The organism is Diaphorobacter limosus, assembly GCF_033100095.1.
Classification (GTDB): domain Bacteria; phylum Pseudomonadota; class Gammaproteobacteria; order Burkholderiales; family Burkholderiaceae_C; genus Alicycliphilus; species Alicycliphilus limosus.
Genome location: NZ_CP136921.1, coordinates 3,322,550 through 3,344,290, shown reverse-complemented (window position 1 = coordinate 3,344,290; position 21,741 = coordinate 3,322,550). Strand labels below are relative to the sequence as shown.

Here is a 21,741-nt window from a genome sequence, read left to right as displayed (position 1 = left end):
CTGTACGGTTGGAAGTTTGTCAGTGCTCGGGCGTGGAGAAGCTGGAGCCGCAGCCGCAGGTGGTGTCGGCATTCGGGTTCTTGATGACGAACTGCGCGCCCTGCAGGTCTTCCTTGTAGTCGATCTCGGCGCCCACCAGGTACTGGAAGCTCATGGCGTCGATCAGCAGCGACACGCCATTCTTGGTCATGGTAGTGTCGTCCTCGTTGGTGATCTCGTCGAAGGTAAAACCGTACTGAAAGCCCGAGCAGCCGCCGCCCTGCACGAACACGCGCAGCTTCAGTTCGGGGTTGCCCTCCTCGGCGATCAGCTCGGCGACCTTGGCAGCCGCGCTGTCGGTGAAAAGAATCGGGGTGGGCATCTCGGTGTCGGAGGTTTGTGCTACTGCGCTCATGGATTGCTCCAATGTTCAAAACTTGTTGGATGCTACTGCAAACATGCGGCCAACTCCGGTTCATGGCGACTTGCTGCCAAAACCCCTGGGGCTTTTGCCTGACCGTAAAAAGCACAAAGCCACCCGAAGGTGGCCTTGATGCGGTTGCAGAAAACCGTGCGGATTAACGCTTGGAGAACTGCTTGGCGCGGCGTGCGGAGTGCAGGCCGACCTTCTTGCGCTCGACTTCACGGGCGTCGCGCGTGACGAAGCCGGCGGCGCTCAGCTGGGGCTTGAGCGCTGCGTCGTAGTCGATCAGGGCGCGGGTGATGCCATGGCGGGCGGCGCCGGCCTGGCCGGACTCACCACCACCGTGAACGTTGATCTGGATGTCGAAGGCTTCGACATTGCCAGTCAGCACCAGCGGCTGCTTGGTAATCATGATCGAGGTTTCGCGGCCGAAATACTGTGCAATGTCCTTGCCATTCACAGTGATCTTGCCGGAGCCCTTCTTCAGAAACACGCGGGCGACGCTGGACTTGCGACGGCCGGTGCCATTGTTCCATTCACCAATCATGTCGGCTCCTTAGATTTCCAGGGGCTTGGGCTGCTGGGCGCTGTGCGGATGCTCCGCGCCACCGTAGACCTTGAGCTTCTTGATCATGGCGTAGCCCAGGGGGCCCTTGGGCAGCATGCCCTTGACGGCCTTCTCCAGCGCTCGGCCGGGGTGCTTGGCCTGCAGATCGCGGAAGTTGGTGGCCGTGATGCCGCCGGGATAGCCCGAGTGACGGTAGTACACCTTGTCGGTGGACTTGGTGCCGGTGACCTTGAGCTTGGAGGCGTTGACGATGACGATGAAGTCACCGGTATCGACGTGAGGCGTGTAAATGGCTTTGTGCTTGCCGCGCAGACGGTGGGCCACTTCGCTGGCGACCCGGCCGAGCACCTTATCGGTGGCGTCAATCACAAACCACTCGTGCACGACCTCAGCGGGCTTGGCGCTGAAAGTGGACATGAGTTTCTCTTTGCAAGAGGGGGTTTGACGGTCCTTTTCCACGGTCGGTGCTCCTCGTGACTGGGAGCCTCTTAGGTGGGTGCATGAAGAATTTCATGCCTCGCCGCGGGACCAAAATTCGCTGCGAAGCCCGTCATTATACAAAAATGCCGGCCTACTGCCCATACAGCTGACGCTGGCGCTCCTGTGCCTCGCGACGCACGCGTTCGTCCACGCAAACCGGGTGGTTGGCGATGCCGTCTTCCTGGCAGGCCCGGTGGATGCACATGCTGCGCGCCCAGAAGCCGGCGCTGGCACAGCTGTCCAGCGGATTGCCCGCGCGCAGGTACGCCTGCGGCGGGGCGGGCATGGCCGCCTCCAGCACCACCAGCCCGGGCTGGGGCACCGGCTCCAGGGTCGATGCAGGCAGCTCTGGCGCTGGCGCAGGATGCGCCTGGCGCATGCCGCCATCCATGGCCTGGAGCGCTGGCTGCACCATGGGCGCCAGTGGCCGGGGCTCCTCGGTCTCGGCCAGCTCGGTGATGATTTCACTCTCGGGCGTCTGGCGCGGCGCGCGCGGTTTCTGCTCCCACCACAGGCCGGCTGCCATGACAAGCACCGCGGCCGAGCCGGCCATGGCCCATAGCGTCCGGCGCACCTGCGGGCTACGGTGAGGGCGCAGGCGGCGCCGACGCTGCGAGTGTGTGGGCAAGGTTGCTGCAGGCTGTTGTGGCGCGCTGGCCTGCGTCTGGATCTGGGTGTTGACCACCGGCACAGCCACGCCCTCGGCATGCCTGTCCTGCGGCTCGACCCAGCTGGCGCCAAGCTGCGCCCGAAAATCAAACGACTCCAGCCCCGGCGGGGCGCTGTCCATCTCCATGGCCAGCAGGAGCTCAGCGACGGACTGCGGCCTGTCCTGCGGCTGCAGCGCCAGACATTGCGCCATTGCATCCACGAGCGCCGATGAATACTCGATGCCGAACTGCTTGCGCACCTGGCGTGCCACGCGTGCCATGGGCAGCATGCGGTCACGCTGCGCGCGCTGCGTGGCCGGCTGGGGGGCGCCGTGGCGCAGGCAGCCATGCACCGTCGCGCCCAGGGCATACAGATCGCTCCAGGGCCCTTGCTGCATATCGGCCGGGGCATCGGTGTACTGCTCCAGGGGCGCGTAGTTCACCTTCAGCACCGCCGGCTGCCTGCGGTTGCTGATGGCGTGGCGCGCCGCCCCCAGATCCAGCAGCACCGGCGGGCCGTGGTTCTGCAAAAAGATGTTGTCCGGGGAGATGTCGCGGTGCAGGGTCTGCCCATCGTGCAGCACGCGCAGGGCGCTGGTGACCGACCACAGCAGCGTGCGCAGCCAGGCCTCGGGCGGCGGCGTGCGCATGTGCGCGCGCGCCTGCTTGAGCGTCATGCCGCAGTACAACGGCATGACCATGTAGGCGGTGTGATTGGCCTCCCAGAAGCGCAGCACCTTCACCAGGCTGGGGTGCTCAAAGCGCGCCAGCAGGCGCGCCTCGTCCACGAACGAGGCCAGGCCGGCCTGGAACGACTGCTCGTCCGACGACGAGCGCACCCACAGCGAATGCCCGTCGGCGCGCCCGGCGAGCGCTGCCGGCATGTACTCCTTGATGGCCACGAAACGCTGCAACAGGTGATCGAACGCCTGATAGACCATGCCAAAGCCGCCCACCCCCAGCAGCGACACCACCTCGAACTCGCCCAGCCGCGTTCCCGGCGGCAGGGCTTGAGACTGCTGCGCCACACCGGCCGGCGTGGCGCGATGGTTAGCTACGGACATGGGAAGGGGCAGAACGGGTGCGGGTTGCTGGCGCAAGAGAAGGGTGATCATGGCCCAGGGCCCGCCCCGACAAGCAACAAAGCGCATCCATGTCGGCCCATGGCAACACCCCACCAAACGGGTCGCGTGCTTGCGGCGCGCTTGCGGGCCGCTACCATTGCGCGCATGTTCAGTTATCGCCACGCCTTCCATGCAGGCAACCACGCCGACGTGCTCAAACACACGGTGCTGATTGCCACCCTGCAACACCTTCTACAAAAAGACGCGGCTTTGACCGTACTGGATACACATGCAGGGGCGGGTCTGTACCGGCTGGACGGCGACTATGCGACCACCAGCGCCGAATCCGCCGACGGCATTCTGCGCCTGGTGGCGCCCGCCACGCCGCCGGCGCTGACGCCCGCGCTGCAGGACTATGTGGACATGGTGCGCGCCTTCAACCAGGGCGCGGTCACGCGCGTCTATCCCGGCTCGCCCTTCATTGCCCAGCGCCTGCTGCGCGATCAGGACAAGCTGAAACTGTTCGAGCTGCACCCCACCGACGCACGCGCCCTGGCCGGCAACGTGGCCCAGCTGGAGGCCGGCCGCCAGGTGGCCGTGCTGCCCGAGGACGGTTTTGAGGGTGTCAAGAAATTTTTGCCTCCACCGGCCCGCCGCGCGCTTGTATTGTGCGACCCTAGCTATGAAATAAAGAGCGACTACGGGCGTGTGCTGGACCTGGTGCAGGACAGCCTGAAGCGCTTTGCCACCGGCGTGTACGCCGTCTGGTACCCCATCATCCCCAGGCCCGAGGCACATGACCTGCCGCGCCGCCTGAAGACCATGGCCAACAAGGCCGGCAAGCCCTGGCTGCACGCCACGCTGACGGTGAAATCCAGCAAGCTGGCCGCCCCTGCCAGCGAAAACCAGCGCCGCCCCGGCCTGCCGGCCAGCGGCATGTTCCTGATCAACCCGCCGTTCACGCTGCAGGCCGCGCTGCGCGAGGCCCTGCCGCAGATGGCCGAGCTGCTGGCCCAGGACCGGCATGCGACCCATGGGCTGGAGGTCGGCGGCTGATCCTGGACATCAGGGTCACCGGCGCTTGCGCGCTGCGGGGGCCTTGCGCGGCGCGGGTCGCTGCAAGGCGCGCGCGGCCACCCCTTCGTCCAGCCCCAGGCCCGAGCCCTGGGCTGCCTGCTCCAGGCTTTCGGGGCAGGCCTCGTCCTCGGCGGCCAGCTGCCACAGCTCGACCGGCTTGATGCCCAGGCCCATCATGCCGAGCTCCTCGGCCGCGGCGCGGCTCAGGTCGATGATGCGCCCGGGCGTGAACGGTCCGCGGTCGTTCACACGCACGATGACCGTGCGGCCGTTGACCAGGCTGCGCACGCACAGGCGCGCGCCAAAGGGCAGGCTGCGGTGCGCGGCCGTCAACTCCTCGCGGTCGTAGCGCTCACCGTTGGCGGTGCGCCGCCCGTGCAGGCTGTCGGCATAGAACGAGGCCTGGCCGCTGGCCAGCAACAGCGGCGGCTCGACCTCCGGCGCACGCAGGGCCGGTGCGCCCGCGCCTTCACCGGGGGGTCGCTGGGGCTTGATGCGCAGCGCGGTGGCGGGTCGCTCCTGCGGCGGCGCCGGCACCGCGGCGCTGGACTGCGGCGCCGCAACAACGGGCGCTGCGGTGGTGGTCACAGGTGCGGGTGGCTGTGGCGCGGCACAGCCCGCCAGCCAGGCCGCCACCAAAACCGCTGGCAGCCCAGGCTGGCGGCGCAACCTGGGGCTGCCACCGCTTCGCATCAACGCCCCAGCCGCTGGCAGATGGCCAGCGTGGCCGTGCTCTGGTTCATGGTGTAGAAGTGCAGGCCCGGTGCGCCGGCGGCGACGAGCTGCTCGCACAGGCGCGAGACCACGTCCAGCCCGAAGGCGCGGATGCTGGCGCTGTCATCGCCAAAGCCCGAGAGGCGCAGGCGTATCCAGCGCGGAATCTCGGCGCCGCAGGCATCGGAGAAGCGCATCAGCTGGGTCGAGCCGGTGATCGGCATGATGCCGGGGACGATGGGGATGTTCAGGCCCAGGCGGCGCGTCTCATCGACAAAGCGGCTGTAGGCGTCGGCGTTGAAGAAGTACTGCGTGATGGCCGAGTCGGCCCCGGCGCACACCTTGGCGGCGAAGGCCTGCAGATCGGCCTCGGGCGAGCGCGCCTGCGGGTGCATCTCGGGGTAGGCGGCCACCTCGATATGAAAGTCATCGCCCGTCTCGGCGCGGATGAAGGCCACCAGGTCGCTGGCGTAGTGGAATTCGCCGCCCAGGCCGTAGCCGCTGGGCAGGTCGCCGCGCAGCGCCACCAGGCGCTTCACGCCCATGGCCTTCAGTTCGGCGAGCTGCGCGCGCACGCTGTCTTTGGTGGCGCCTATGCAGGAGAAATGCGAGGCAGCCTGCACCCCCTCGGCCAGAATCTCGCGCACCGCGGCGAAGGTGCCGGCCTGGGTGGAGCCGCCAGCGCCATAGGTGACCGAGCAGAACTGCGGCGCGCGCGCATACAGCTGCTGACGCACGGTGCGCAACTTGTCTGCCCCTTCGGGCGTCTTGGCGGGAAAGAACTCGAAACTCAGCGGCAGGCTCATACGGCCCTCCTTGCATCAACAAAAAATTCGCGATTGCCATCGCCGCCAGCGATGGGGCTGTCATGCCAGCCGATCACCTGCAGGCCAATGTCTGCGCAGCAGGCGCGGATGCGCTGCTCCACCTCGGCGTACAGGCTGGCGTCGCGCACGATGCCGCCCTTGCCCACCTGGCCGGGCTGCAGCTCGAACTGCGGCTTGACCAGCATCAGCAGACGGCCTTCAGGCTTGAGCAGTGGCACCAGGGCCGCCAGCACCAGCGTCAGCGAGATGAAGGACAGGTCGCCCACGACGAGGTCGAAGGCGGGCGTGATGTCGTCCTTCTCGCGCCCGGGCAGGCGCTTGCGCACCGTTGCCAGCCGGCCTTCGGCGCGGTCCTTGGCCTTGGTGGCGCGCTCGGCCTTGAAGGCTTCGATCTCGTGCTCCTTGGCGTCTGCGCTGTCGTCGTATTCGTCGTCAACCATGCCACCGTTGCGCATCCAGGCGTAGGGCGCCTCGGGCTGGGTGTCGTTGTCGTCGGGGTCGGCCTCGGTGCGCACGCTGAGCGCTTCTTCGCAACCCTCCTGCAGCGCCTGGGGCGTGAGGTGGCGTGCGTTCAGGCCTTCGACGGCGATGACGCGCGGATCGGCACGCAGGCGCTCGTGCAGCTGGCCCTGGCCCACGTCCACGCCAATCACCTGCGCGGCGCCGGCCTGCAGCAGGCAGTCGGTGAAGCCGCCGGTGCTCTGGCCCACGTCCAGGCAGCGCAGGCCATGCACGTCGAGACTGGTGGCCTGCAAAGCACCTTCCAGCTTGAGCCCGCCGCGCGAGAGATATTTGGCCTCGGCCGCGTCGAGCAACTGCAGCTCGGCCCCGACCGGAATGTCGTCGCCATTCTTGGCCACCTTGTTCCACGGCAGCGTAGCCGCCAGGCGCCACTGCACGCCGGCGGCGATCAGGCGCTGGGCCTGCGAGCGGGTGCTGGCATGGCCGCCCTCCACCAGAAATACGTCTGCGCGCATGGCGCGGGTCCTTTATGAATCAAATAGGGCTGTAACGCTTTACTGGAAAGCGTGGACAGCTATGGTTTTACTCCCTCTCCCGCTGGCGGGAGAGGGTGGGGCGAGGGTGTGCTGGTAGCCAGCACTGCGCCTGTACTCCCCCTCACCCCTGCCCTCTCCCCCACGGGGGAGAGGGAGTTGGACGCCATCAATAGCGGTAGGTATCGGGCTTGTACGGGCCGTTCTTGCTCACGCCGATGTAGGCAGCCTGCGCGTCGGAGAGTTCCGTCAGCTGCGCGCCTACCTTCTTCAGGTGCAGGCGTGCCACCTTTTCATCCAAAATCTTGGGCAGCACATAGACCTTGCCCACTTCGTACGCATCCGGGCGCGTGAACAGCTCGATCTGGGCCAGCGTCTGGTTGGCGAACGAGTTGCTCATGACAAAGCTGGGGTGGCCGGTGGCGCAGCCCAGGTTCACCAGGCGGCCCTTGGCCAGCAGGATGATCTTCTTGCCGTCGGGGAAGATGACGTGGTCCACCTGGGGCTTGATCTCGTCCCACTGGCAATGCTCTTCGAGCTTGGCGACTTCGATCTCGTTGTCGAAGTGGCCGATGTTGCAGACGATGGCCTCGTTCTTCATGGCCTGCATGTGCTCGAAGGTGATGACGTCGCAGTTGCCGGTGGTCGTCACGAAGATGTCGCACTTGTCGGCGGCGTACTCCATGGTCACCACGCGGTAGCCTTCCATGGCCGCCTGCAGGGCGTTGATGGGGTCGATCTCGGTCACCCAGACCTGGGCGCTCAAAGCGCGCAGCGCCTGGGCGCTGCCCTTGCCCACGTCGCCATAGCCGGCCACACAGGCCACCTTGCCGGCGATCATCACGTCGGTGGCGCGCTTGATGCCGTCCACCAGCGATTCGCGGCAGCCGTAGAGGTTGTCGAACTTGGATTTCGTCACCGAGTCGTTGACGTTGATGGCGCGGAACTTGAGCAGGCCCTTGGCCGACATCTCGTTCAGGCGGTGCACGCCGGTAGTCGTCTCCTCGGTCACGCCCATGATCTGCGCGCTCTTGCGGCTGTACCAGGTAGGGTCCACGGCCAGCTTGGCGCGGATGGCGGCGAAAACGATCTTCTCTTCTTCGGAGCCAGGATTGGCCAGCACCGACAAATCCTTCTCAGCGCGCTGGCCCAGGTGCATCAGCATGGTGGCGTCGCCGCCGTCGTCCAGGATCATGTTCGGGCCTTCGTCCTTGGCACCGGCGGGGCCAAATTCAAAGATGCTGTGCGTGTAGTCCCAATAGTCTTTCAGCGACTCGCCCTTGATGGCAAACACCGGCACGCCGGTGGCGGCAATCGCGGCGGCGGCGTGGTCTTGCGTCGAGAAGATGTTGCACGAGGCCCAGCGCACGTCGGCGCCCAGGGCCGTCAGGGTTTCGATCAGCACGGCGGTCTGGATCGTCATGTGCAGGCTGCCGGTGATGCGCGCGCCCTTGAGCGGCTGGCTGGCGGCGAACTCTTCGCGCACCGCCATCAGGCCGGGCATCTCGGTCTCGGCAATCTTGATTTCCTTGCGGCCCCAGGCGGCCAGGGTGATGTCGGCAATGGCCGAGTCAGCGGGAGATTTGAGAACTGCGCTCATGGTGTGTTCCTTCACGAATGGGAAAAAACCACGCGCCTGGGGAAAGCATGAAAACCGTTCACCGCACAGGCCTGGCGTGGGTGAGCGTCGTTGCAAGAATGGGTTCCGAGCCTCACGCCCCGCGCGACCTGTTGCCAGGTGGGGGGCGCTGCAACGCTCCTCGGAAAGGGGCGATTATACCGGGGTGCTGGTTTCTACCTACGGTTTTTGGCAATCCTTGCCAAGGCTCGTAAAATCACACCCCATGAGCACGGTCACCATGAACATCTCGCTGAGCGACGAGCTGAAGGCCTTTGTCGATGCCCGCGTGCAGGCGCGCGGCTACAGCAGCACCAGCGAGTACATGCGCGACCTGGTGCGCCGCGACGAGGAGCGCGCCGCAGAGGAGCGCTTCGCGGCGCTGATCCAGGAGGGCGTGGAGTCGGGCCCGGCCACGCGCAGCTGGGACGAGCAGCGCAACGACTGGACGGCGCGCATCGCCGCCGCACGCGCCGCCAAGAACACGGCCCCTCGGTGAATGCCATTGTTCTGAGCGCACGGGCGCAGGACGACCTGGAGCAGGCTTTTGCCTACTACTTTGACGTCTCGAACCTGACCCTGGCCGAGCGCTTTCGCGATGCCGCAGACGCCGCGCTGCAACACATCGCCCAGCACCCTGGCACGGGTTCAGTGCGCTACGCGCACACCCGGGAGATGCCCGGGCTGCGCTTTTGGACTTTGAACCACTTTCCTTACGCTGTTTTTTATCTCGCCGGGCCGCAGCACATCGACGTTGTGCGTGTGCTGCACCAGGCGAGTGATCTTTCGCAGCATTTGTTTTCGCAATAACGTTTTCATCGTGTCCTACGCATCCGAAACCCGGCGCCGCCGCACCTTCGCCATCATCTCCCACCCCGACGCCGGCAAGACCACGCTGACGGAAAAGCTGCTGCTGTTCTCCGGCGCCATCCAGATTGCCGGCGCCGTCAAGGGCCGCAAGGCATCGCGCCACGCTACATCTGACTGGATGGAGATCGAGAAGCAGCGCGGCATCTCGGTGGCGTCTTCGGTGATGCAGATGAGCTACCGCGATCACGTCATCAACCTGCTGGACACACCCGGCCACAAGGACTTCAGTGAGGACACCTACCGCGTGCTCACCGCGGTTGACTCGGCGCTGATGGTGATCGACGCCGCCAACGGCGTGGAGGCGCAGACGCGCCGCCTGATCGAGGTCTGCCGCCAGAGGGACACGCCCATCATCACCTTCGTCAACAAGATGGACCGCGAGGTACGCGACCCGCTCGACATCCTCGACGAGGTCGAGCGCGAGCTGGGCATGCCCTGCTGCCCCATGACCTGGCCGGTGGGCCAGGGCAAGAGCTTCGGCGGCATCATCGACCTGCGCACGCAGAGCATGACGGTGTTCCAGGCCGGCAGCGAGAAGCGCCCGGAGGACTTCGAGGTCATCCCCCTGAGCGACGTCGCCACGCTGCGCGCGCGCTTTGGCAAGGCCTACGACGATGCCATCGAAAGCATGGAGCTGGCCGTCGGCGCGTCCATCGCCTGGGATCACCAGGAATTTCTGGCCGCGCGCCTGACGCCCGTGTTCTTCGGCTCTGGCGTGAACAACTTCGGCGTGCAGGAGGTGCTCAATGCCGTCGTGGACATGTCGCCGCCGCCGGGCGAGCGCATCGCCTACGTCGAGGTCAATCGCCAGCGCGAGCAGGTCACCGTACACCCGGCGGACAAAGGCTTTAGCGGCGTGGTCTTCAAGGTGCAGGCCAACATGGACGCCAACCACCGCGACCGCATCGCCTTCGTGCGCGTGGCCAGCGGCAAATACCAGCCGGGCATGAAAATGAAGGTGCAGCGCACCGGCAAGGAGCTGCGCCCGACCAGCGTCGTCACCTTCATGAGCCAGCGCCGCGAGGCGGTCGACGAGGCCTATGCCGGCGACATCATCGGCTTCACCATCCACGGCGGCGTGCAGCTGGGCGACAGCATCACCGACGGGCCGAATTTACAGTTCACCGGCCTGCCCTTCTTCGCGCCCGAGCTGTTCATGACCGTGGTGCTGAAGAACCCGCTGCGCACCAAGCAGCTGCAGCAGGGCCTGATGCAGCTGGGCGAGGAAGGCGCGATCCAGGTCTTCAAGCCGGATGCGGGCGGCAACATGCTGCTGGGCGCCGTCGGCCAGCTGCAGTTTGAAGTGGTGCAGCACCGCCTGAAAACCGAGTACGACTGCGACGTGCGCCTGGAAGGCTGCCAGTACACCGGCGCGCGCTGGATCACCGCCGACACGCCGGCTGAGCTGCGCGAATTTGAAGCCGCCTACCCGCTGCGCATGGCGCACGATGCTGCCGACACCCTGGCCTATCTGTGCACCAGCCCATATGACGTGCGGCTGGCGCAGGAGCGGTTTCCGAAGATCCATTTCCATCCGTTGCGGGAGCATGCGGGGTTGGAATTGCAGGCAAGTTGACTGCCCTGGCCACATCGCCCGACCACCTCAAACCGGCCAACGGGCAGTGCTTCGGATTTGCGTTCACCCATTTATTGATATCCAGAAATTTCAAGATGACAGTGCCGAGAAAAATAATACATGCTGGAATATTCTTCCTCTTCACTCTGTTGATCGTCTTCTGGATAGGCCGACACATACCGCCATTTCAATCACCGGACGAAAATGCCCACCTTCTACGCGCCGACATGATTGCCCATGGGCAATGGCTGCTGCAATCAAAAAACCATGACAATGGCAGAGAAGGCGGCATGGCCGACGCCAGTTTCATCTCTTTTGTGCGATCACTGCTGAATATCTCAGGCGTTGAAGGTGACAAAACATTAACGCCAGACCTGCTGGATAAGGCGGAAAATATGAGATGGTCGAATGAGGATTCATTTCAGAATACCGCAGGCACCGGCTATTACCTGCCAATCATCTACACCCCTCATGCAATTGGACTCTTCATTTCCAGGCACCTCAATCTATCCATGCTCGGCAGTTATGAACTGACCCGCGCATTGGTCGTTGCAACCGCATTGGGAATATTCACATTGGCCTTCAGCATCCGTACACCCAATGCGCTTACGCTTGTTTTACTGCTTACGCCGATGTCCCTGTTCCAACTCGCATCGCCAACGATTGATGGAATATCTTTTGCATTAACGATGTTACTGATAAGCCTGTGGCTTTCACTTTCATCACCAGAAAATGAAAAAAATGATAAATCCCGGCTCCAACAAGAATTTTGGCTATACATTTGTATTTTTGTATTATGCACCGCACGCACCAACATGCTGTCAACCTTGTTGATTCCGTTGGTCATTTTAAAACAACAGTACTCCAGAAAACGCGCCTACTCTATCGCCCTCCTTTATGCAGTCACGCTGGGGTGGATTACATTTGCAACATTGACAACGTATGATGCCAGAGTTGTAAGAAGCATGAGTTCTCTGCAGATCATGGTCAATTACATAACAAATCCACAGGAATTTTTCACACTGCTTCAGAACACCCTGCGAAACACTGAAATAAAAAAATTTTATCAAGAGTCATACATCGGGATACTGGGGTGGCTTGATACACCAATACCCAAGAATTCCGTCAGCATTCTGAGTGCGGCGATCATATTAATTCTAATTTTTACCGCGCTCACCACGCGCTGGCGCGAAGCCCTTCCAACAAGAATCACCGCTTTCTCCGTTGGCGGCATCAGTGCTATTTTGATATTTTTCGCCTTGGCAGTTACATGGAATTTATATCCCGCCGCAAAAATCGACGGGGTTCAAGGGCGTTATTTTATAATTCCAACCCTGTTTCTTGCCGCCGCCTTTGGCCATATAAAATCGCAAGCAGTCAAATACAAACCGCTCGAAATAATTGCAGTCACAGCCTTTGGCATATACTCCATACACGCACTGCTTACCACCCTCAGCGCACAGTATAAAATGTAAAACAAAGCCAGTTCGCATTTTTAAAAGTGCCGAAGAAAATGAATCCAATCCTTCTTCTTCAGACCCTGGCCTGCGTGGTCTGCATCGCGATCGGACAGCTTCTATTCAAGAAGGCAGCCGCTGCGCTCCCCCCTGAGCCCGCTGCCATGGACTGGATCACCAACGGCTGGCTCATTGCGTCGCTGGCCCTATATGGCATCACCACTCTCGCGTGGGTCTGGGTACTGCGTCATGCGCCGCTGCACCTGGCTTATCCGTTCATGGGGCTGGCCTTCTTGATCGTGCCCACACTGGCCTGGCTGTTCCTCGGTGAATCGCTGCACTGGCGCACGCTGGCGGGTGGCGCTCTCATCATGGCCGGCGTGGCGCTGGCGTCCACAAATTAAGGATTGACACCCGATGCGCATCGCCGTCGCCATTCCTTGCTACAAAGTCACCCGGCATGTCCTGGAAGTGATCCAAGCGATAGGTTCTGAGGCGGAGGCCATTTACGCGGTGGACGATGCCTGTCCGGACGGCAGCGGCCGGTTCATCGAGGAACACAACCGCGACCCACGCGTGCGGGTGTTGTTCAACCCCGAGAACCGTGGCGTGGGCGGCGCCATCGTCACCGCCTACCAGGCCGCCATGGCCGATGGCATGGATATCGTGGTGAAGATCGATGGTGATGGGCAGATGGACCCCGCGCTGCTGCCCAGCTTCGTGCGCCCGTTGCTGCAGGGACGGGCCGACTACACCAAGGGCAATCGCTTCTTCCGCCCTGAATCGGTGCAAGGCATGCCGCCGGTGCGACTGTTTGGCAATGCCATGCTGTCCTTCCTGACCAAGCTCAGCTGTGGCTACTGGAACGTGATGGATCCCACCAACGGCTATACGGCCGTGCGCACCAGCGTGTTGGCCGAGCTGCCGCTGGACAAGCTGGAGCGGCGCTATTTCTTCGAGACCGACATGCTGTTCCGTCTGAACACACTGCGTGCCGTGGTGAAGGATATTCCCATGGACTCGGTCTACGCCGACGAGGAATCCAATCTCAAGGTCGGGCGCGTGCTGCCTGAGTTCCTGAAAAAGCACATGTCTCGTTTGTGGCGCCGCTATGTCTATAGCTACTTGGTGCGCGACTTCAACGTGGGCACGCTGTACAGTCTGAGCGGCGTGCTATTGGTGCTGGCCGGCACGGCGTTTGGCACTTGGCACTGGGTCTCGGGCAACTTCAATAGCCACCCCGCCACCAGCGGCACGGTCATGCTGGCGGCGCTGCCGGTGCTGATCGGCATTCAAAGCCTGATTGCCTTCCTGCACTATGACGTGAGCAACGTACCGACCGAGCCGCTTTGCCTGTCCCTGGATCATTCGGCGCTCCCCTCGCACGACTCCACCATCTCGTGATACGCCGGCTGCGCCGCACTACACCACCCATCTTTTTTGCATGCAACCCCTTGCCCTGTGGCCTGGCCCGACACGCCAACGCATCTTCGGCGTGCTCACCGACATCGACGACACCCTGACCACCGACGGCGCCATCACACCCGAAGCGCTGGCGGCGCTGGCCGACCTGAAAGCCGCCGGCCTGCATGTGATCGCCATCACTGGCCGGCCCGTGGGCTGGAGCGAGCCGTTTGCCGCCAGCTGGCCGGTGGACAGCATCGTGGCCGAGAACGGGGCCGTGGCGTTGCTGCCAAAAAATATAGACAAAAATAGCCTTCAGCGCTTTCCATTAAAGCGCGAGCAGCTATCAAAAATATACCAACAGGACGCCACCACACGCGCCGCCAACTACGCCCGCATGCAGCAGGTGCTGGCCGACATCGAGGCGCGCGTGCCCGGTGCGCGCCGCGCCACCGACTCGGCCGGGCGCGAGACCGACATCGCCATCGACCACAGCGAGTTCACGCACCTGCCGCCATCAGCCATCGCCGAATGCGTGGCCATCATGCGCGCTGCCGGCATGAACGCCACCGTCAGCAGCATCCACATCAATGGCTGGTATGGCGCGCACAACAAACTGGAAGGCGCGCGCTGGATAGTGCGCGAGCTGCTGGGGCGCGATCTGGATGCCGAGCTCTCGCACTGGGTCTATGTGGGCGACTCGACCAATGACCAGCTGATGTTCGAACATTTCGAGAACAGCGTGGGCGTGGCCAACATCGCGCGCTTCGTGCCGCAGCTCACGCACCTGCCGCGCTACGTGACCCAGGGCGAGCGCGGCGCGGGCTTTGCCGAGCTGGCGCGCGCGATCCTGGCCGCCAGGCCGTAGGCGGTTTGCCCGGCGGCGTGGGGCCGTCCACAATGGCGGCATCCCGGCTCGCCACAGGATCGCCCCATGACCCGACTCGTCGATCTTCCGACCCTGGCCGCCCTGGTGCGGGGCATGGGCCCAGAACGCTTCCTCTGCGAGCTGGCCGACGAGATCCAGGCCAGCTTCCTGCGTTGGGACGACTACGACAAATCGGCACGCCTGGCCAGCCACAGCCCGACTGGCGTGATCGAGCTCATGCCCGTGGCGGACGAGCGGCTCTACAGCTTCAAGTATGTCAACGGCCACCCCGGCAACCCGGCGTTGGGCCTGCCCACGGTGATGGCCTTCGGCATGCTGGCCGAGGTGGCCACGGGCCTGCCGCTGCTGCTGTCCGAGCTGACCCTGGCCACGGCCCTGCGCACCGCCGCCACCTCGGCCCTGGCGGCTCGGGCCCTGGCGCGGCCGGGCAGCCGCAGCATGGCGCTGATCGGCAACGGCGCGCAGGCCGAGTTCCAGGCCCTGGCCTTTCACGCGCTGCTGGGCATCGACGAACTGCGCGTGTTCGACATCGCCCCGGCGGCCAGTGAGCGGCTGCAGCGCAACCTGGCAACGGTGCCCGGGCTGACGCTGCGGCGCGCCGCATCGGTGATCCAGGCCGTGCGCGGCGCCGACATCGTGACCACGGCCACGGCCAGCAAGAGCCACGCCTGCATCGTCACGCCCGCCATGCTGGAGCCCGGCATGCACCTGAATGCCGTGGGCGGCGACTGCCCGGGCAAGACCGAGCTGCACCCGGATGTACTGCGAGCAGCGCGCATCGTTGTCGAATACCCGCCGCAAACCCGCGTAGAGGGCGAGATCCAGCAGCTGCCCGCCGACCACCCGGTCGCCGAGCTGTGGCGGGTGCTCGCAGGCCAGGCGCCAGGACGCGAGCACGAGGGGCAGGTGACGCTGTTTGACTCGGTCGGCTTTGCGCTGGAGGACCATGCCACCCTGCGCCTCATCCATCGGCTGGCCGAGGCGCACCACCTGGGCATGGACTTGGAGCTGGTGCCCGGCCAGGGCGACCCCAAGGACTTGTTTGGCCGTGTGCGCACAACAGGCCAGCAGTCGCCCACCCCCTCTTGAAGCACCACGCCATACCAGCGCGCGATACACCGGCTTGCGCCCTGATATGACGCCCAGGGCCTGGCCCGGACTGCGCCAGCCTTGGCTGGCCGTGGGACAGCCTGCTCCGTTTCTGAACTCGTATGCCAATGTTCGGAGCATATGTCTCGGTACAGCAAGCCATTGCGGCAGTGCAAATGACAGGCACGGTACTTGCGTCAGCAACGCCGCCGGATCACCAGTGACCGGCCGATCACGTACCTCGTCATTTATCACCACGGAGACATAGATGGACAGAAAACTCATTGCAGCCGCTGCACTCGCAGCCTTCGCCCTCCCCGCAGCCCAGGCCGTTGACATCCAGGCCGGCGACTGGACTGTGTCCATCGGCGGCAACGTCAATGCCTTCTACACCCAGACCGATTGCAAGCAACCCGCGGGCACCGTGACTGGCACCGCCCTGGGTGATGCCGGCCTGGCCTGCGCCGGCAAGGAAAAGACCACCGTGATCGGCAACGGCCTGCTGCCGTCCTACCTCTCCGTCGGGCCCAGTCCAGGCAGGGCGGCTTTGATGTGTCCGCCAACGTGGGCATCGGCGTCTCCGTCGCCACCGGCAGTTCCATCGCGCAGAACAATGACGTGGACGTTCGCCAGGCCTACCTGAGCTTTGGCAATGACGGCATGGGCACGGTCAAGCTGGGGCGCGACTACGGGCTGTTCGGTTTTCATTCCATCATCAGCGACATGACCCTCATCGGTGTCGGTGCGGCCACCAACGCAACGCAAAATGGCCGCGTCTCGCTGGGCCATATCGGCTCCGGCTACACCTTCCCCGGCATGTACGGGCAAGCCGTTTACACCACCCCGAACATGGGTGGTTTCAGTGTGGATCTGGGCCTGATGAGCCCGACCAACAACCTGAGCACGGCGAAGAAGGACAACCTGCAGTTCCAGGCCCGGGCCACCTACGCTGGCCAGGGGTTCAAGGCCTGGGTGGGCGCCAAGACCCAGAAATATGACGGCGTGGGCGGCTTCACCATGAACGCCGGCGAAGTCGGCGGATCCGTCAACGCCGGCGCGTTCGGCCTGCTGGCCAACTACCAGGGCGGCAAGGGCATCGGCATTCTGGCCGACGGCGACCAGGGCGGCGTGAAGGGCAACAACCTTCTGCTGCAAGGAACCATGCAGGCCGCCCAGAACGTGAAGCTGGGCCTGGGTTACGGCAGGAGCAAGAACGACAGCGCCTTCACCGGCTCTGATCTGCGCTCGAATGAAAACCTGACCGCTGGCGTCTACTACAACCTGACCAAGAGCGTGACCCTGGTGGGTGAAATCGGTCAGACCCGATCCAAGGGCTTCAGCGGCGCCAGCGCCAAGCAGAACAGCGTCGCTATCGGCGGCATCCTCTTCTTCTGATCGACACGCAACGGTTTTTTGTTCTTCAGGGTTGGCGACCGGCTGCTGCGGGGACGGTCGGTCGCCTTTTTTTCGCCCCGGCACAGCCTCGCGTCCCTGCCCCGGCAGGCCTGCGAGCCACCAGGCCCATCAATGCTGCAGGATCTTGTTCAGGAAGTCCTTGGTGCGCGGCTGGCGCGCGTCGGGGTTGCCAAAGAACTCTTCCTTGCTGCAGTCTTCCAGTATCTTGCCGCCCACGTCCATGAAGATCACGCGGTCGCTGACCTTCTTGGCAAAACCCATCTCGTGCGTCACGCACATCATGGTCATGCCCTCGTGGGCCAGGCCCATCATCACGTCCAGCACCTCGCCCACCATCTCGGGGTCGAGCGCGCTGGTGGGCTCATCGAACAGCATGACGATGGGGTCCATGGACAGCGCGCGCGCAATCGCCACGCGCTGCTGCTGGCCGCCCGAGAGCTGGCCCGGGAACTTGTCCTTGTGCGCCATCAGGCCGACACGGTCGAGCATCTTCAGGCCGCGCTTCTTGGCGTCGTCGGGGCTGCGCCCCAGCACCTTGATTTGCGCGATGGTCAGGTTCTCGGTCACCGAGAGGTGGGGGAACAGCTCGAAGTGCTGGAACACCATGCCCACGCGCGAGCGCAGCTTGGGCAGATTGGTCTTGGGGTCGTGGATGGGCGTGCCGTCCACATAAATCTCGCCCTTTTGAATGGGCTCGAGCGCGTTGATGGTCTTGATCAGCGTGGATTTGCCCGATCCCGAGGGGCCGCAGACCACCACCACCTCACCCTTCTGGATGTTGGTGGAGCAGTCATTGAGCACCTGGAAGCTGCCGTACCACTTGGAAACGTTCTTCAGTTCAATCATTTTTCACTCCAATCTCTTATGCCCCGCTACGCGTGCAAGAAGCGCGGCCCAGGCCAGGGCCACCGCGCAAGGGCCGCCCCGCCGCGCTGGTGGCGTCCCCCTTCCCGCGGCGCGCAGCGCCGCGAGAGAAGGGGGAAGGCGCGCAGCGCCTCAGGGGGTTGTGCTGCATATCAGCGGATGATGGCGATCTTCTTGTGCAGGCGCTTGACGCTCCACGACAGCGCGTAGCAAATGATGAAATAGACCACGGCCGCCGCCATGTAGGCTTCGATCGGGCGGCCATAGTTCTTGCCGGCGATCTCGAAGCCCTTGAGCATGTCATAGGCGCCAATGGCATAGACCAGCGAGGTGTCCTGGAACAGGATGATGGTCTGCGTGAGCAGCACCGGCAGCATGTTGCGAAACGCCTGCGGCAGCACCACCAGCTTCATGTTCTGCCCATAGGTCATGCCCATGGCCTGGCCGGCAAACACCTGGCCCCGGGGTATGGACTGGATGCCGGCGCGCATGATCTCGCTGAAGTAGGCCGCCTCGAAGGCCACGAAGGTGATGATGGCCGAGACCTCGGCACCTATGGGCCGCCCGATGATCAGCGGCACCAACAGGAAGAACCACAGGATCACCATCACCAGCGGGATGGAGCGCATGCCGTTGACGTAGATGGTGGCTGGAAGGTCCAGCCACTTCTTGCCTGACAGCCGCATCAGCGCCAGCACCGTACCCAGGGCAATGCCGCCAGCCGTGGCCACCACGGTCAGAAACAGGCTGAAGTACAGCCCCTTGAGCACGAAGTTGGTGAACAGATCCCAGGTGAAGAAGGACCAATCGATATTCAGGTTCATATCAATGCCCTCCCCCGCCCGCAGCAATCATGCCGGGCACGCGCGAGCGCTTCTCGACGAAGGCCATGATGCGGTTGATGACCAAGGCCGAGATCACGTACAGCCCGGTCACCGCCAGATAGACCTCGATGCCGCGCGAGGTTTCCTCCTGCGCCTGCATGGCGAACATGGTCAGCTCGGCCACCGACACGGCAAAGGCCACCGAGGAGTTCTTGAAAATGTTCATGGTCTCGCTGGTCAGCGGCGGGATGATGATGCGAAACGCCATCGGCAGCAGCACATAGCGGTAGTACTGGAAGGTGGTGAAACCCATCGCCATGCCGGCGTAGCGCTGGCCGCGCGGCAGTGCCAGAATGCCCGAGCGCAGCTGCTCGGCAATGCGCGCCGAGGTGAAGAAGCCCAGGGCAAACACCACCAGCACAAAGCCGGGCAGCGACTTCATGGCCGGGAAGATCGACGGGATCACGTGGTACCACAGAAAAATGTGTACCAGCAGCGGAATATTGCGGAAGAACTCGACCCAGGCATTGCCCAGGCGCACGATCCACGGACTATCGGGCAGGGTGCGCAAGGTACCGATCACCGATCCCACGACCAACGCCACGATCAAAGACAGCAGAGACACCGACACGGTCCAGCCCCAGGCCGACAGCATCCAGTCCAGATAGGTGATGTCACCACCCTGGCCGAAGCAGCTCGCGCCCACCTCCTGGGTAATGGTGTCCTGGCAGAACACCTGCCAATCCCAACTCATAAGAACACCTCTTTGTTTGTTAACTCGGACATGCGCGGCCCGCATCGCGGTGCGCAACAAAAAGGCCCCTTCCGTCCATCAGGTCAGAAGGGGCCGGCCTATGTGCAGCGCCGCTTACTTGACTTCGTAGGACTCCATGGGCTTGTCGTTCGGGTTAGCCCAGGCTTCCTTGGTGGCCTCGGACAGCGGCAGGCCGACCTTCACGTTGTTCGGCGGGATGGGCTGCATGAACCAGCGGTCGTAGAGCTTGGCCAGCGAGCCGTCCTTGATCTGGCGCACGATGGAGTCGTCCACGGCCTTCTTGAAGGCCGGATCATCCTTGCGCAGCATGCAGGCGATGGGCTCGACCGACAGCACCTCGCCGACGACCTTGTAGTCGGCCGGGTTCTTGGACTTGGAGATGTTGGCCGCCAGGATGGAGCCGTCCATGATGAAGGCGTCGGCGCGGCCCGTCTCCAGCATCAGGAAGCTGTCGGCGTGGTCCTTGCCCATGACCTCCTTGAAGGTCAGGCCATCGGCGCGCTTGTTCTTGCGTAGCGTCTGCACAGAGGTCGTGCCGGTGGTGGTGACGATGGTCTTGCCATTCAGATCCTTGATGCCGGTGATGCCCGACTTGGCATTCACCGCGATGCGCACCTCTTCCACATAGGTGGTGTAGGCAAAGGCCACGTCCTTCTGGCGCGCCATATTATTGGTGGTGGAGCCGCACTCGATGTCCACGGTGCCGTTGACCACCAGCGGGATGCGGTTCTGCGAGGTCACGGGCTGGTACTTGATCTCCATCTTGGCCAGGCCCAGCTGCTTCTGGATGTCGGCCAGGATGCGCTCACCCATCTCGGTGTGAAAACCCACGTACTTGCCACTGCCCAGCGTGTAGCCCAGGCCCGATGATTCGCGCACGCCCAGGGTGACGGCGCCAGACGATTTGATCTTCGCCAGGGTGTCGTTGGCCTGCGCCAGGGCGCTGCCTGCAGCCAGAACGGTGATCGCGGCGGCCAGCAAATGTTTCTTCATGTGGGATCTCCTTGTGGGTGAAACGATGATTGGGCTGTGGTTCATGGGTTGCATGGCGGCGCAGATCGCCAATGGCGCGTGCCCCAAGTGCAACCCGCTCCCGAACGGGGAGCACAGGCCTCGTATTGTGCGTGCTCGACCGCCTCCCGGGGCGCAAGATTCCTAGGGTATTTCCAGAACAGCGCCCAAGTTCAATCAGATGGGGTTTTGCCCGCCCTGGGCCTGCAGATAGGCCCACAGCGCCTGAGCCAGGCCCTTGGCCGACTCCTTGCGCGAAGGTTTTTCACGGTAGGCGCGCACTTCCATGATCATCTGCCAATCTTCCACGCCAGGCGGGGCGGCGCTCACCAGCTTGTGCGCGCGCAGCTCCTTCTTCACGGCGCTGTAGGGCAGAAAGGCCACGCCATGGCCTTCGAGCGCCATGGCCTTCAGGCCTTCGGCCATGTCGGTCTCGTACACCCGCTCCAGGTGGATGGTGGTGCCCGACTGCTTGAGGATCAGCTCCGTGACACGGCCCAGATAGGCGCCCGGCGCGTAGCCCAGATAGGGCAGCGGCTCGCCCACGCTCCCGGGCAGGCAGAACAGCGGCTGGCCATCGGGGCCGGCCTTGGAGTACGGCGCCAGCACCTCCTGGCCCAGGGTCACCATGTCGTAGCGCTCGGGGTCGAGCTGCAGCGGCTGCGACGGGTGGTGGTAGGAGATCAGCAGGTCGCACCCGCCCTCCACCAGGCGCATCACGGCGTCGTGCACGTTGAGCGCGATCAATCGGCTCTTGAGCGGCCCGAAGTCCGCGCGCACCGCCGACACCCAGGCCGGGAAGAAGGTGAAGGCCAGCGTGTGCGGCACGGCGAACTCGATCATGTCGGAGCTGCTGCTGGAATGCCCGCGCAGCATGGCGCGCGTGTTCTGCAGCGCCTGCAGCACCTCCAGCGCCTGGTCGTACAGCGTGGTGCCGGCGGCGGTGAGCCGCGTGGGGTAGGAGCTGCGATCCACCAGATCCGTGCCCGCCCAGGCCTCCAGCGCCTGGATGCGGCGCGAGAACGCCGGCTGCGTGACATGGCGCAGCTGTGCCGAGCGGCTGAAGCTGCGGGTTTCAGCCAGGCTGACGAAGTCTTCAAGCCATTTGGTTTCCATGGCGCGGCATTATCCGCCCGCGCGGGCATGGGCTGCGCAAAACACATAGTTTTC

At 63.9% G+C, this 21,741-nt stretch carries 24 protein-coding genes and 1 riboswitch; of the genes, 11 read left to right on the top strand and 13 right to left on the bottom strand.

Annotated elements, in window-relative coordinates:
- Positions 1-19: 19 nt before the first annotated feature.
- The 4 genes from erpA to P4826_RS16075 all read right to left on the bottom strand — a co-directional run bounded on the left by erpA (position 20) and on the right by P4826_RS16075 (position 3,165).
- Positions 20-394, bottom strand: coding sequence for an iron-sulfur cluster insertion protein ErpA (gene erpA, locus P4826_RS16090; RefSeq protein WP_317701370.1), 375 nt, complete (start codon positions 392-394; stop codon positions 20-22).
- 163 nt (positions 395-557) lie between these two features.
- Complete coding sequence (gene rpsI / locus P4826_RS16085; RefSeq protein ID WP_317701369.1) at positions 558-950, bottom strand: 30S ribosomal protein S9; 393 nt, start codon at positions 948-950, stop codon at positions 558-560.
- 9 nt (positions 951-959) lie between these two features.
- Positions 960-1,388 carry a 50S ribosomal protein L13 gene (gene rplM, locus P4826_RS16080; protein ID WP_317701368.1) on the bottom strand — a complete coding sequence of 143 codons (429 nt, stop codon included), beginning with the start codon at positions 1,386-1,388 and terminating at the stop codon, positions 960-962.
- Positions 1,389-1,542: 154 nt separating this feature from the next.
- Positions 1,543-3,165 (bottom strand): serine/threonine protein kinase, encoded by a 1,623-nt coding sequence (locus tag P4826_RS16075; protein WP_317701367.1) that lies wholly within the window; start codon positions 3,163-3,165, stop codon positions 1,543-1,545.
- Positions 3,166-3,330: 165 nt separating this feature from the next.
- Between P4826_RS16075 and P4826_RS16070 the strand changes: the two genes are divergently transcribed.
- Complete coding sequence (locus tag P4826_RS16070; RefSeq protein ID WP_317701366.1) at positions 3,331-4,221, top strand: 23S rRNA (adenine(2030)-N(6))-methyltransferase RlmJ; 891 nt, start codon at positions 3,331-3,333, stop codon at positions 4,219-4,221.
- Positions 4,222-4,236: 15 nt separating this feature from the next.
- Here the strand turns inward: P4826_RS16070 and P4826_RS16065 are convergent, their stop codons facing one another.
- The 4 genes from P4826_RS16065 to ahcY form a co-directional block, all read right to left on the bottom strand.
- Entirely contained in the window at positions 4,237-4,830 is a 594-nt protein-coding gene (locus tag P4826_RS16065; RefSeq protein WP_317701365.1) for a septal ring lytic transglycosylase RlpA family protein, read from the bottom strand.
- A 104-nt stretch (positions 4,831-4,934) separates the two neighbouring features.
- Complete coding sequence (gene metF, locus P4826_RS16060; protein ID WP_317701364.1) at positions 4,935-5,762, bottom strand: methylenetetrahydrofolate reductase [NAD(P)H]; 828 nt, start codon at positions 5,760-5,762, stop codon at positions 4,935-4,937.
- Positions 5,759-6,760: a TlyA family RNA methyltransferase gene (locus P4826_RS16055; protein WP_317701363.1), complete on the bottom strand. Its 1,002-nt coding sequence runs from the start codon at positions 6,758-6,760 to the stop codon at positions 5,759-5,761. Before P4826_RS16055 ends, metF begins: the two co-directional genes overlap by 4 nt.
- A 187-nt stretch (positions 6,761-6,947) precedes the next feature.
- On the bottom strand, positions 6,948-8,378 hold the full coding sequence (gene ahcY, locus P4826_RS16050) for an adenosylhomocysteinase (protein ID WP_317701362.1): 1,431 nt from the start codon (positions 8,376-8,378) through the stop codon (positions 6,948-6,950).
- A 75-nt stretch (positions 8,379-8,453) separates the two neighbouring features.
- Positions 8,454-8,546: riboswitch (S-adenosyl-L-homocysteine riboswitch) on the bottom strand.
- Between the two features lie 76 nt (positions 8,547-8,622).
- Between ahcY and P4826_RS16045 the strand changes: the two genes are divergently transcribed.
- The 10 genes from P4826_RS16045 (at position 8,623) to P4826_RS16000 (ending at position 17,076) form a co-directional block, all read left to right on the top strand.
- On the top strand, positions 8,623-8,895 hold the full coding sequence (locus P4826_RS16045) for a type II toxin-antitoxin system ParD family antitoxin (protein WP_317701361.1): 273 nt from the start codon (positions 8,623-8,625) through the stop codon (positions 8,893-8,895).
- Positions 8,892-9,206 (top strand): type II toxin-antitoxin system RelE/ParE family toxin, encoded by a 315-nt coding sequence (locus P4826_RS16040; protein WP_317701360.1) that lies wholly within the window; start codon positions 8,892-8,894, stop codon positions 9,204-9,206. Before P4826_RS16045 ends, P4826_RS16040 begins: the two co-directional genes overlap by 4 nt.
- 10 nt (positions 9,207-9,216) lie before the next feature.
- A complete protein-coding gene (locus tag P4826_RS16035; RefSeq protein ID WP_317701359.1) occupies positions 9,217-10,842 on the top strand; it encodes a peptide chain release factor 3 in 1,626 nt (541 codons plus the stop codon).
- Positions 10,839-12,317, top strand: a complete 1,479-nt coding sequence (locus P4826_RS16030; protein ID WP_317701358.1) for a DUF2142 domain-containing protein — start codon at positions 10,839-10,841, stop codon at positions 12,315-12,317. The genes P4826_RS16035 and P4826_RS16030 overlap by 4 nt, the downstream gene beginning before the upstream one ends.
- A gap of 38 nt (positions 12,318-12,355) precedes the next feature.
- Positions 12,356-12,703 carry an EamA family transporter gene (locus P4826_RS16025; RefSeq protein ID WP_345785525.1) on the top strand — a complete coding sequence of 116 codons (348 nt, stop codon included), beginning with the start codon at positions 12,356-12,358 and terminating at the stop codon, positions 12,701-12,703.
- A gap of 13 nt (positions 12,704-12,716) precedes the next feature.
- Entirely contained in the window at positions 12,717-13,703 is a 987-nt protein-coding gene (locus tag P4826_RS16020; protein WP_317701356.1) for a glycosyltransferase family 2 protein, read from the top strand.
- Positions 13,704-13,743: 40 nt separating this feature from the next.
- On the top strand, positions 13,744-14,571 hold the full coding sequence (locus tag P4826_RS16015) for an HAD-IIB family hydrolase (RefSeq protein ID WP_317701355.1): 828 nt from the start codon (positions 13,744-13,746) through the stop codon (positions 14,569-14,571).
- A 66-nt stretch (positions 14,572-14,637) separates the two neighbouring features.
- On the top strand, positions 14,638-15,681 hold the full coding sequence (locus P4826_RS16010; protein WP_317701354.1) for an ornithine cyclodeaminase: 1,044 nt from the start codon (positions 14,638-14,640) through the stop codon (positions 15,679-15,681).
- Between the two features lie 268 nt (positions 15,682-15,949).
- Positions 15,950-16,324, top strand: coding sequence for a hypothetical protein (locus P4826_RS16005; protein ID WP_317701353.1), 375 nt, complete (start codon positions 15,950-15,952; stop codon positions 16,322-16,324).
- Positions 16,234-17,076, top strand: coding sequence for a porin (locus P4826_RS16000; protein ID WP_317701352.1), 843 nt, complete (start codon positions 16,234-16,236; stop codon positions 17,074-17,076). The genes P4826_RS16005 and P4826_RS16000 overlap by 91 nt, the downstream gene beginning before the upstream one ends.
- Positions 17,077-17,205: 129 nt before the next feature.
- On the opposite strand, the gene P4826_RS15995 is transcribed toward P4826_RS16000, so the two are convergent.
- From P4826_RS15995 to P4826_RS15975, 5 genes are all read right to left on the bottom strand, one after another.
- The gene (locus tag P4826_RS15995) at positions 17,206-17,943 is read right to left on the bottom strand and encodes an amino acid ABC transporter ATP-binding protein (RefSeq protein ID WP_317701351.1); all 738 of its coding nucleotides are present in this window, start codon (positions 17,941-17,943) and stop codon (positions 17,206-17,208) included.
- Positions 17,944-18,113: 170 nt separating this feature from the next.
- A complete protein-coding gene (locus P4826_RS15990) occupies positions 18,114-18,785 on the bottom strand; it encodes an amino acid ABC transporter permease (protein ID WP_317701350.1) in 672 nt (223 codons plus the stop codon).
- A 1-nt stretch (position 18,786) separates the two neighbouring features.
- Positions 18,787-19,539 (bottom strand): amino acid ABC transporter permease, encoded by a 753-nt coding sequence (locus P4826_RS15985; RefSeq protein WP_317701349.1) that lies wholly within the window; start codon positions 19,537-19,539, stop codon positions 18,787-18,789.
- Between the two features lie 114 nt (positions 19,540-19,653).
- Positions 19,654-20,553: a transporter substrate-binding domain-containing protein gene (locus P4826_RS15980; protein ID WP_317701348.1), complete on the bottom strand. Its 900-nt coding sequence runs from the start codon at positions 20,551-20,553 to the stop codon at positions 19,654-19,656.
- Between the two features lie 195 nt (positions 20,554-20,748).
- Positions 20,749-21,687, bottom strand: coding sequence for a LysR family transcriptional regulator (locus P4826_RS15975; RefSeq protein ID WP_317701347.1), 939 nt, complete (start codon positions 21,685-21,687; stop codon positions 20,749-20,751).
- Positions 21,688-21,741 lie beyond the last annotated feature (54 nt).

Bases quoted from the DNA above. Each gene is read 5' to 3' on its own strand.
- P4826_RS16055 (WP_317701363.1), bottom strand. From the start codon at position 6,760: ATGCGCGCAGACGTATTTCTGGTGGAGGGCGGCCATGCCAGCACCCGC.
- rpsI (WP_317701369.1), bottom strand. From the start codon at position 950: ATGATTGGTGAATGGAACAATGGCACCGGCCGTCGCAAGTCCAGCGTC.
- P4826_RS16015 (WP_317701355.1), top strand. From the start codon at position 13,744: ATGCAACCCCTTGCCCTGTGGCCTGGCCCGACACGCCAACGCATCTTC.
- P4826_RS16025 (WP_345785525.1), top strand. From the start codon at position 12,356: ATGAATCCAATCCTTCTTCTTCAGACCCTGGCCTGCGTGGTCTGCATC.
- rplM (WP_317701368.1), bottom strand. From the start codon at position 1,388: ATGTCCACTTTCAGCGCCAAGCCCGCTGAGGTCGTGCACGAGTGGTTT.
- P4826_RS15975 (WP_317701347.1), bottom strand. From the start codon at position 21,687: ATGGAAACCAAATGGCTTGAAGACTTCGTCAGCCTGGCTGAAACCCGC.
- P4826_RS16075 (WP_317701367.1), bottom strand. From the start codon at position 3,165: ATGTCCGTAGCTAACCATCGCGCCACGCCGGCCGGTGTGGCGCAGCAG.
- ahcY (WP_317701362.1), bottom strand. From the start codon at position 8,378: ATGAGCGCAGTTCTCAAATCTCCCGCTGACTCGGCCATTGCCGACATC.
- P4826_RS16020 (WP_317701356.1), top strand. From the start codon at position 12,717: ATGCGCATCGCCGTCGCCATTCCTTGCTACAAAGTCACCCGGCATGTC.
- P4826_RS15995 (WP_317701351.1), bottom strand. From the start codon at position 17,943: ATGATTGAACTGAAGAACGTTTCCAAGTGGTACGGCAGCTTCCAGGTG.
- P4826_RS16070 (WP_317701366.1), top strand. From the start codon at position 3,331: ATGTTCAGTTATCGCCACGCCTTCCATGCAGGCAACCACGCCGACGTG.
- P4826_RS16005 (WP_317701353.1), top strand. From the start codon at position 15,950: ATGGACAGAAAACTCATTGCAGCCGCTGCACTCGCAGCCTTCGCCCTC.
- erpA (WP_317701370.1), bottom strand. From the start codon at position 394: ATGAGCGCAGTAGCACAAACCTCCGACACCGAGATGCCCACCCCGATT.
- P4826_RS15985 (WP_317701349.1), bottom strand. From the start codon at position 19,539: ATGAGTTGGGATTGGCAGGTGTTCTGCCAGGACACCATTACCCAGGAG.
- P4826_RS16045 (WP_317701361.1), top strand. From the start codon at position 8,623: ATGAGCACGGTCACCATGAACATCTCGCTGAGCGACGAGCTGAAGGCC.
- P4826_RS15990 (WP_317701350.1), bottom strand. From the start codon at position 18,785: ATGAACCTGAATATCGATTGGTCCTTCTTCACCTGGGATCTGTTCACC.
- metF (WP_317701364.1), bottom strand. From the start codon at position 5,762: ATGAGCCTGCCGCTGAGTTTCGAGTTCTTTCCCGCCAAGACGCCCGAA.
- P4826_RS16010 (WP_317701354.1), top strand. From the start codon at position 14,638: ATGACCCGACTCGTCGATCTTCCGACCCTGGCCGCCCTGGTGCGGGGC.
- P4826_RS15980 (WP_317701348.1), bottom strand. From the start codon at position 20,553: ATGAAGAAACATTTGCTGGCCGCCGCGATCACCGTTCTGGCTGCAGGC.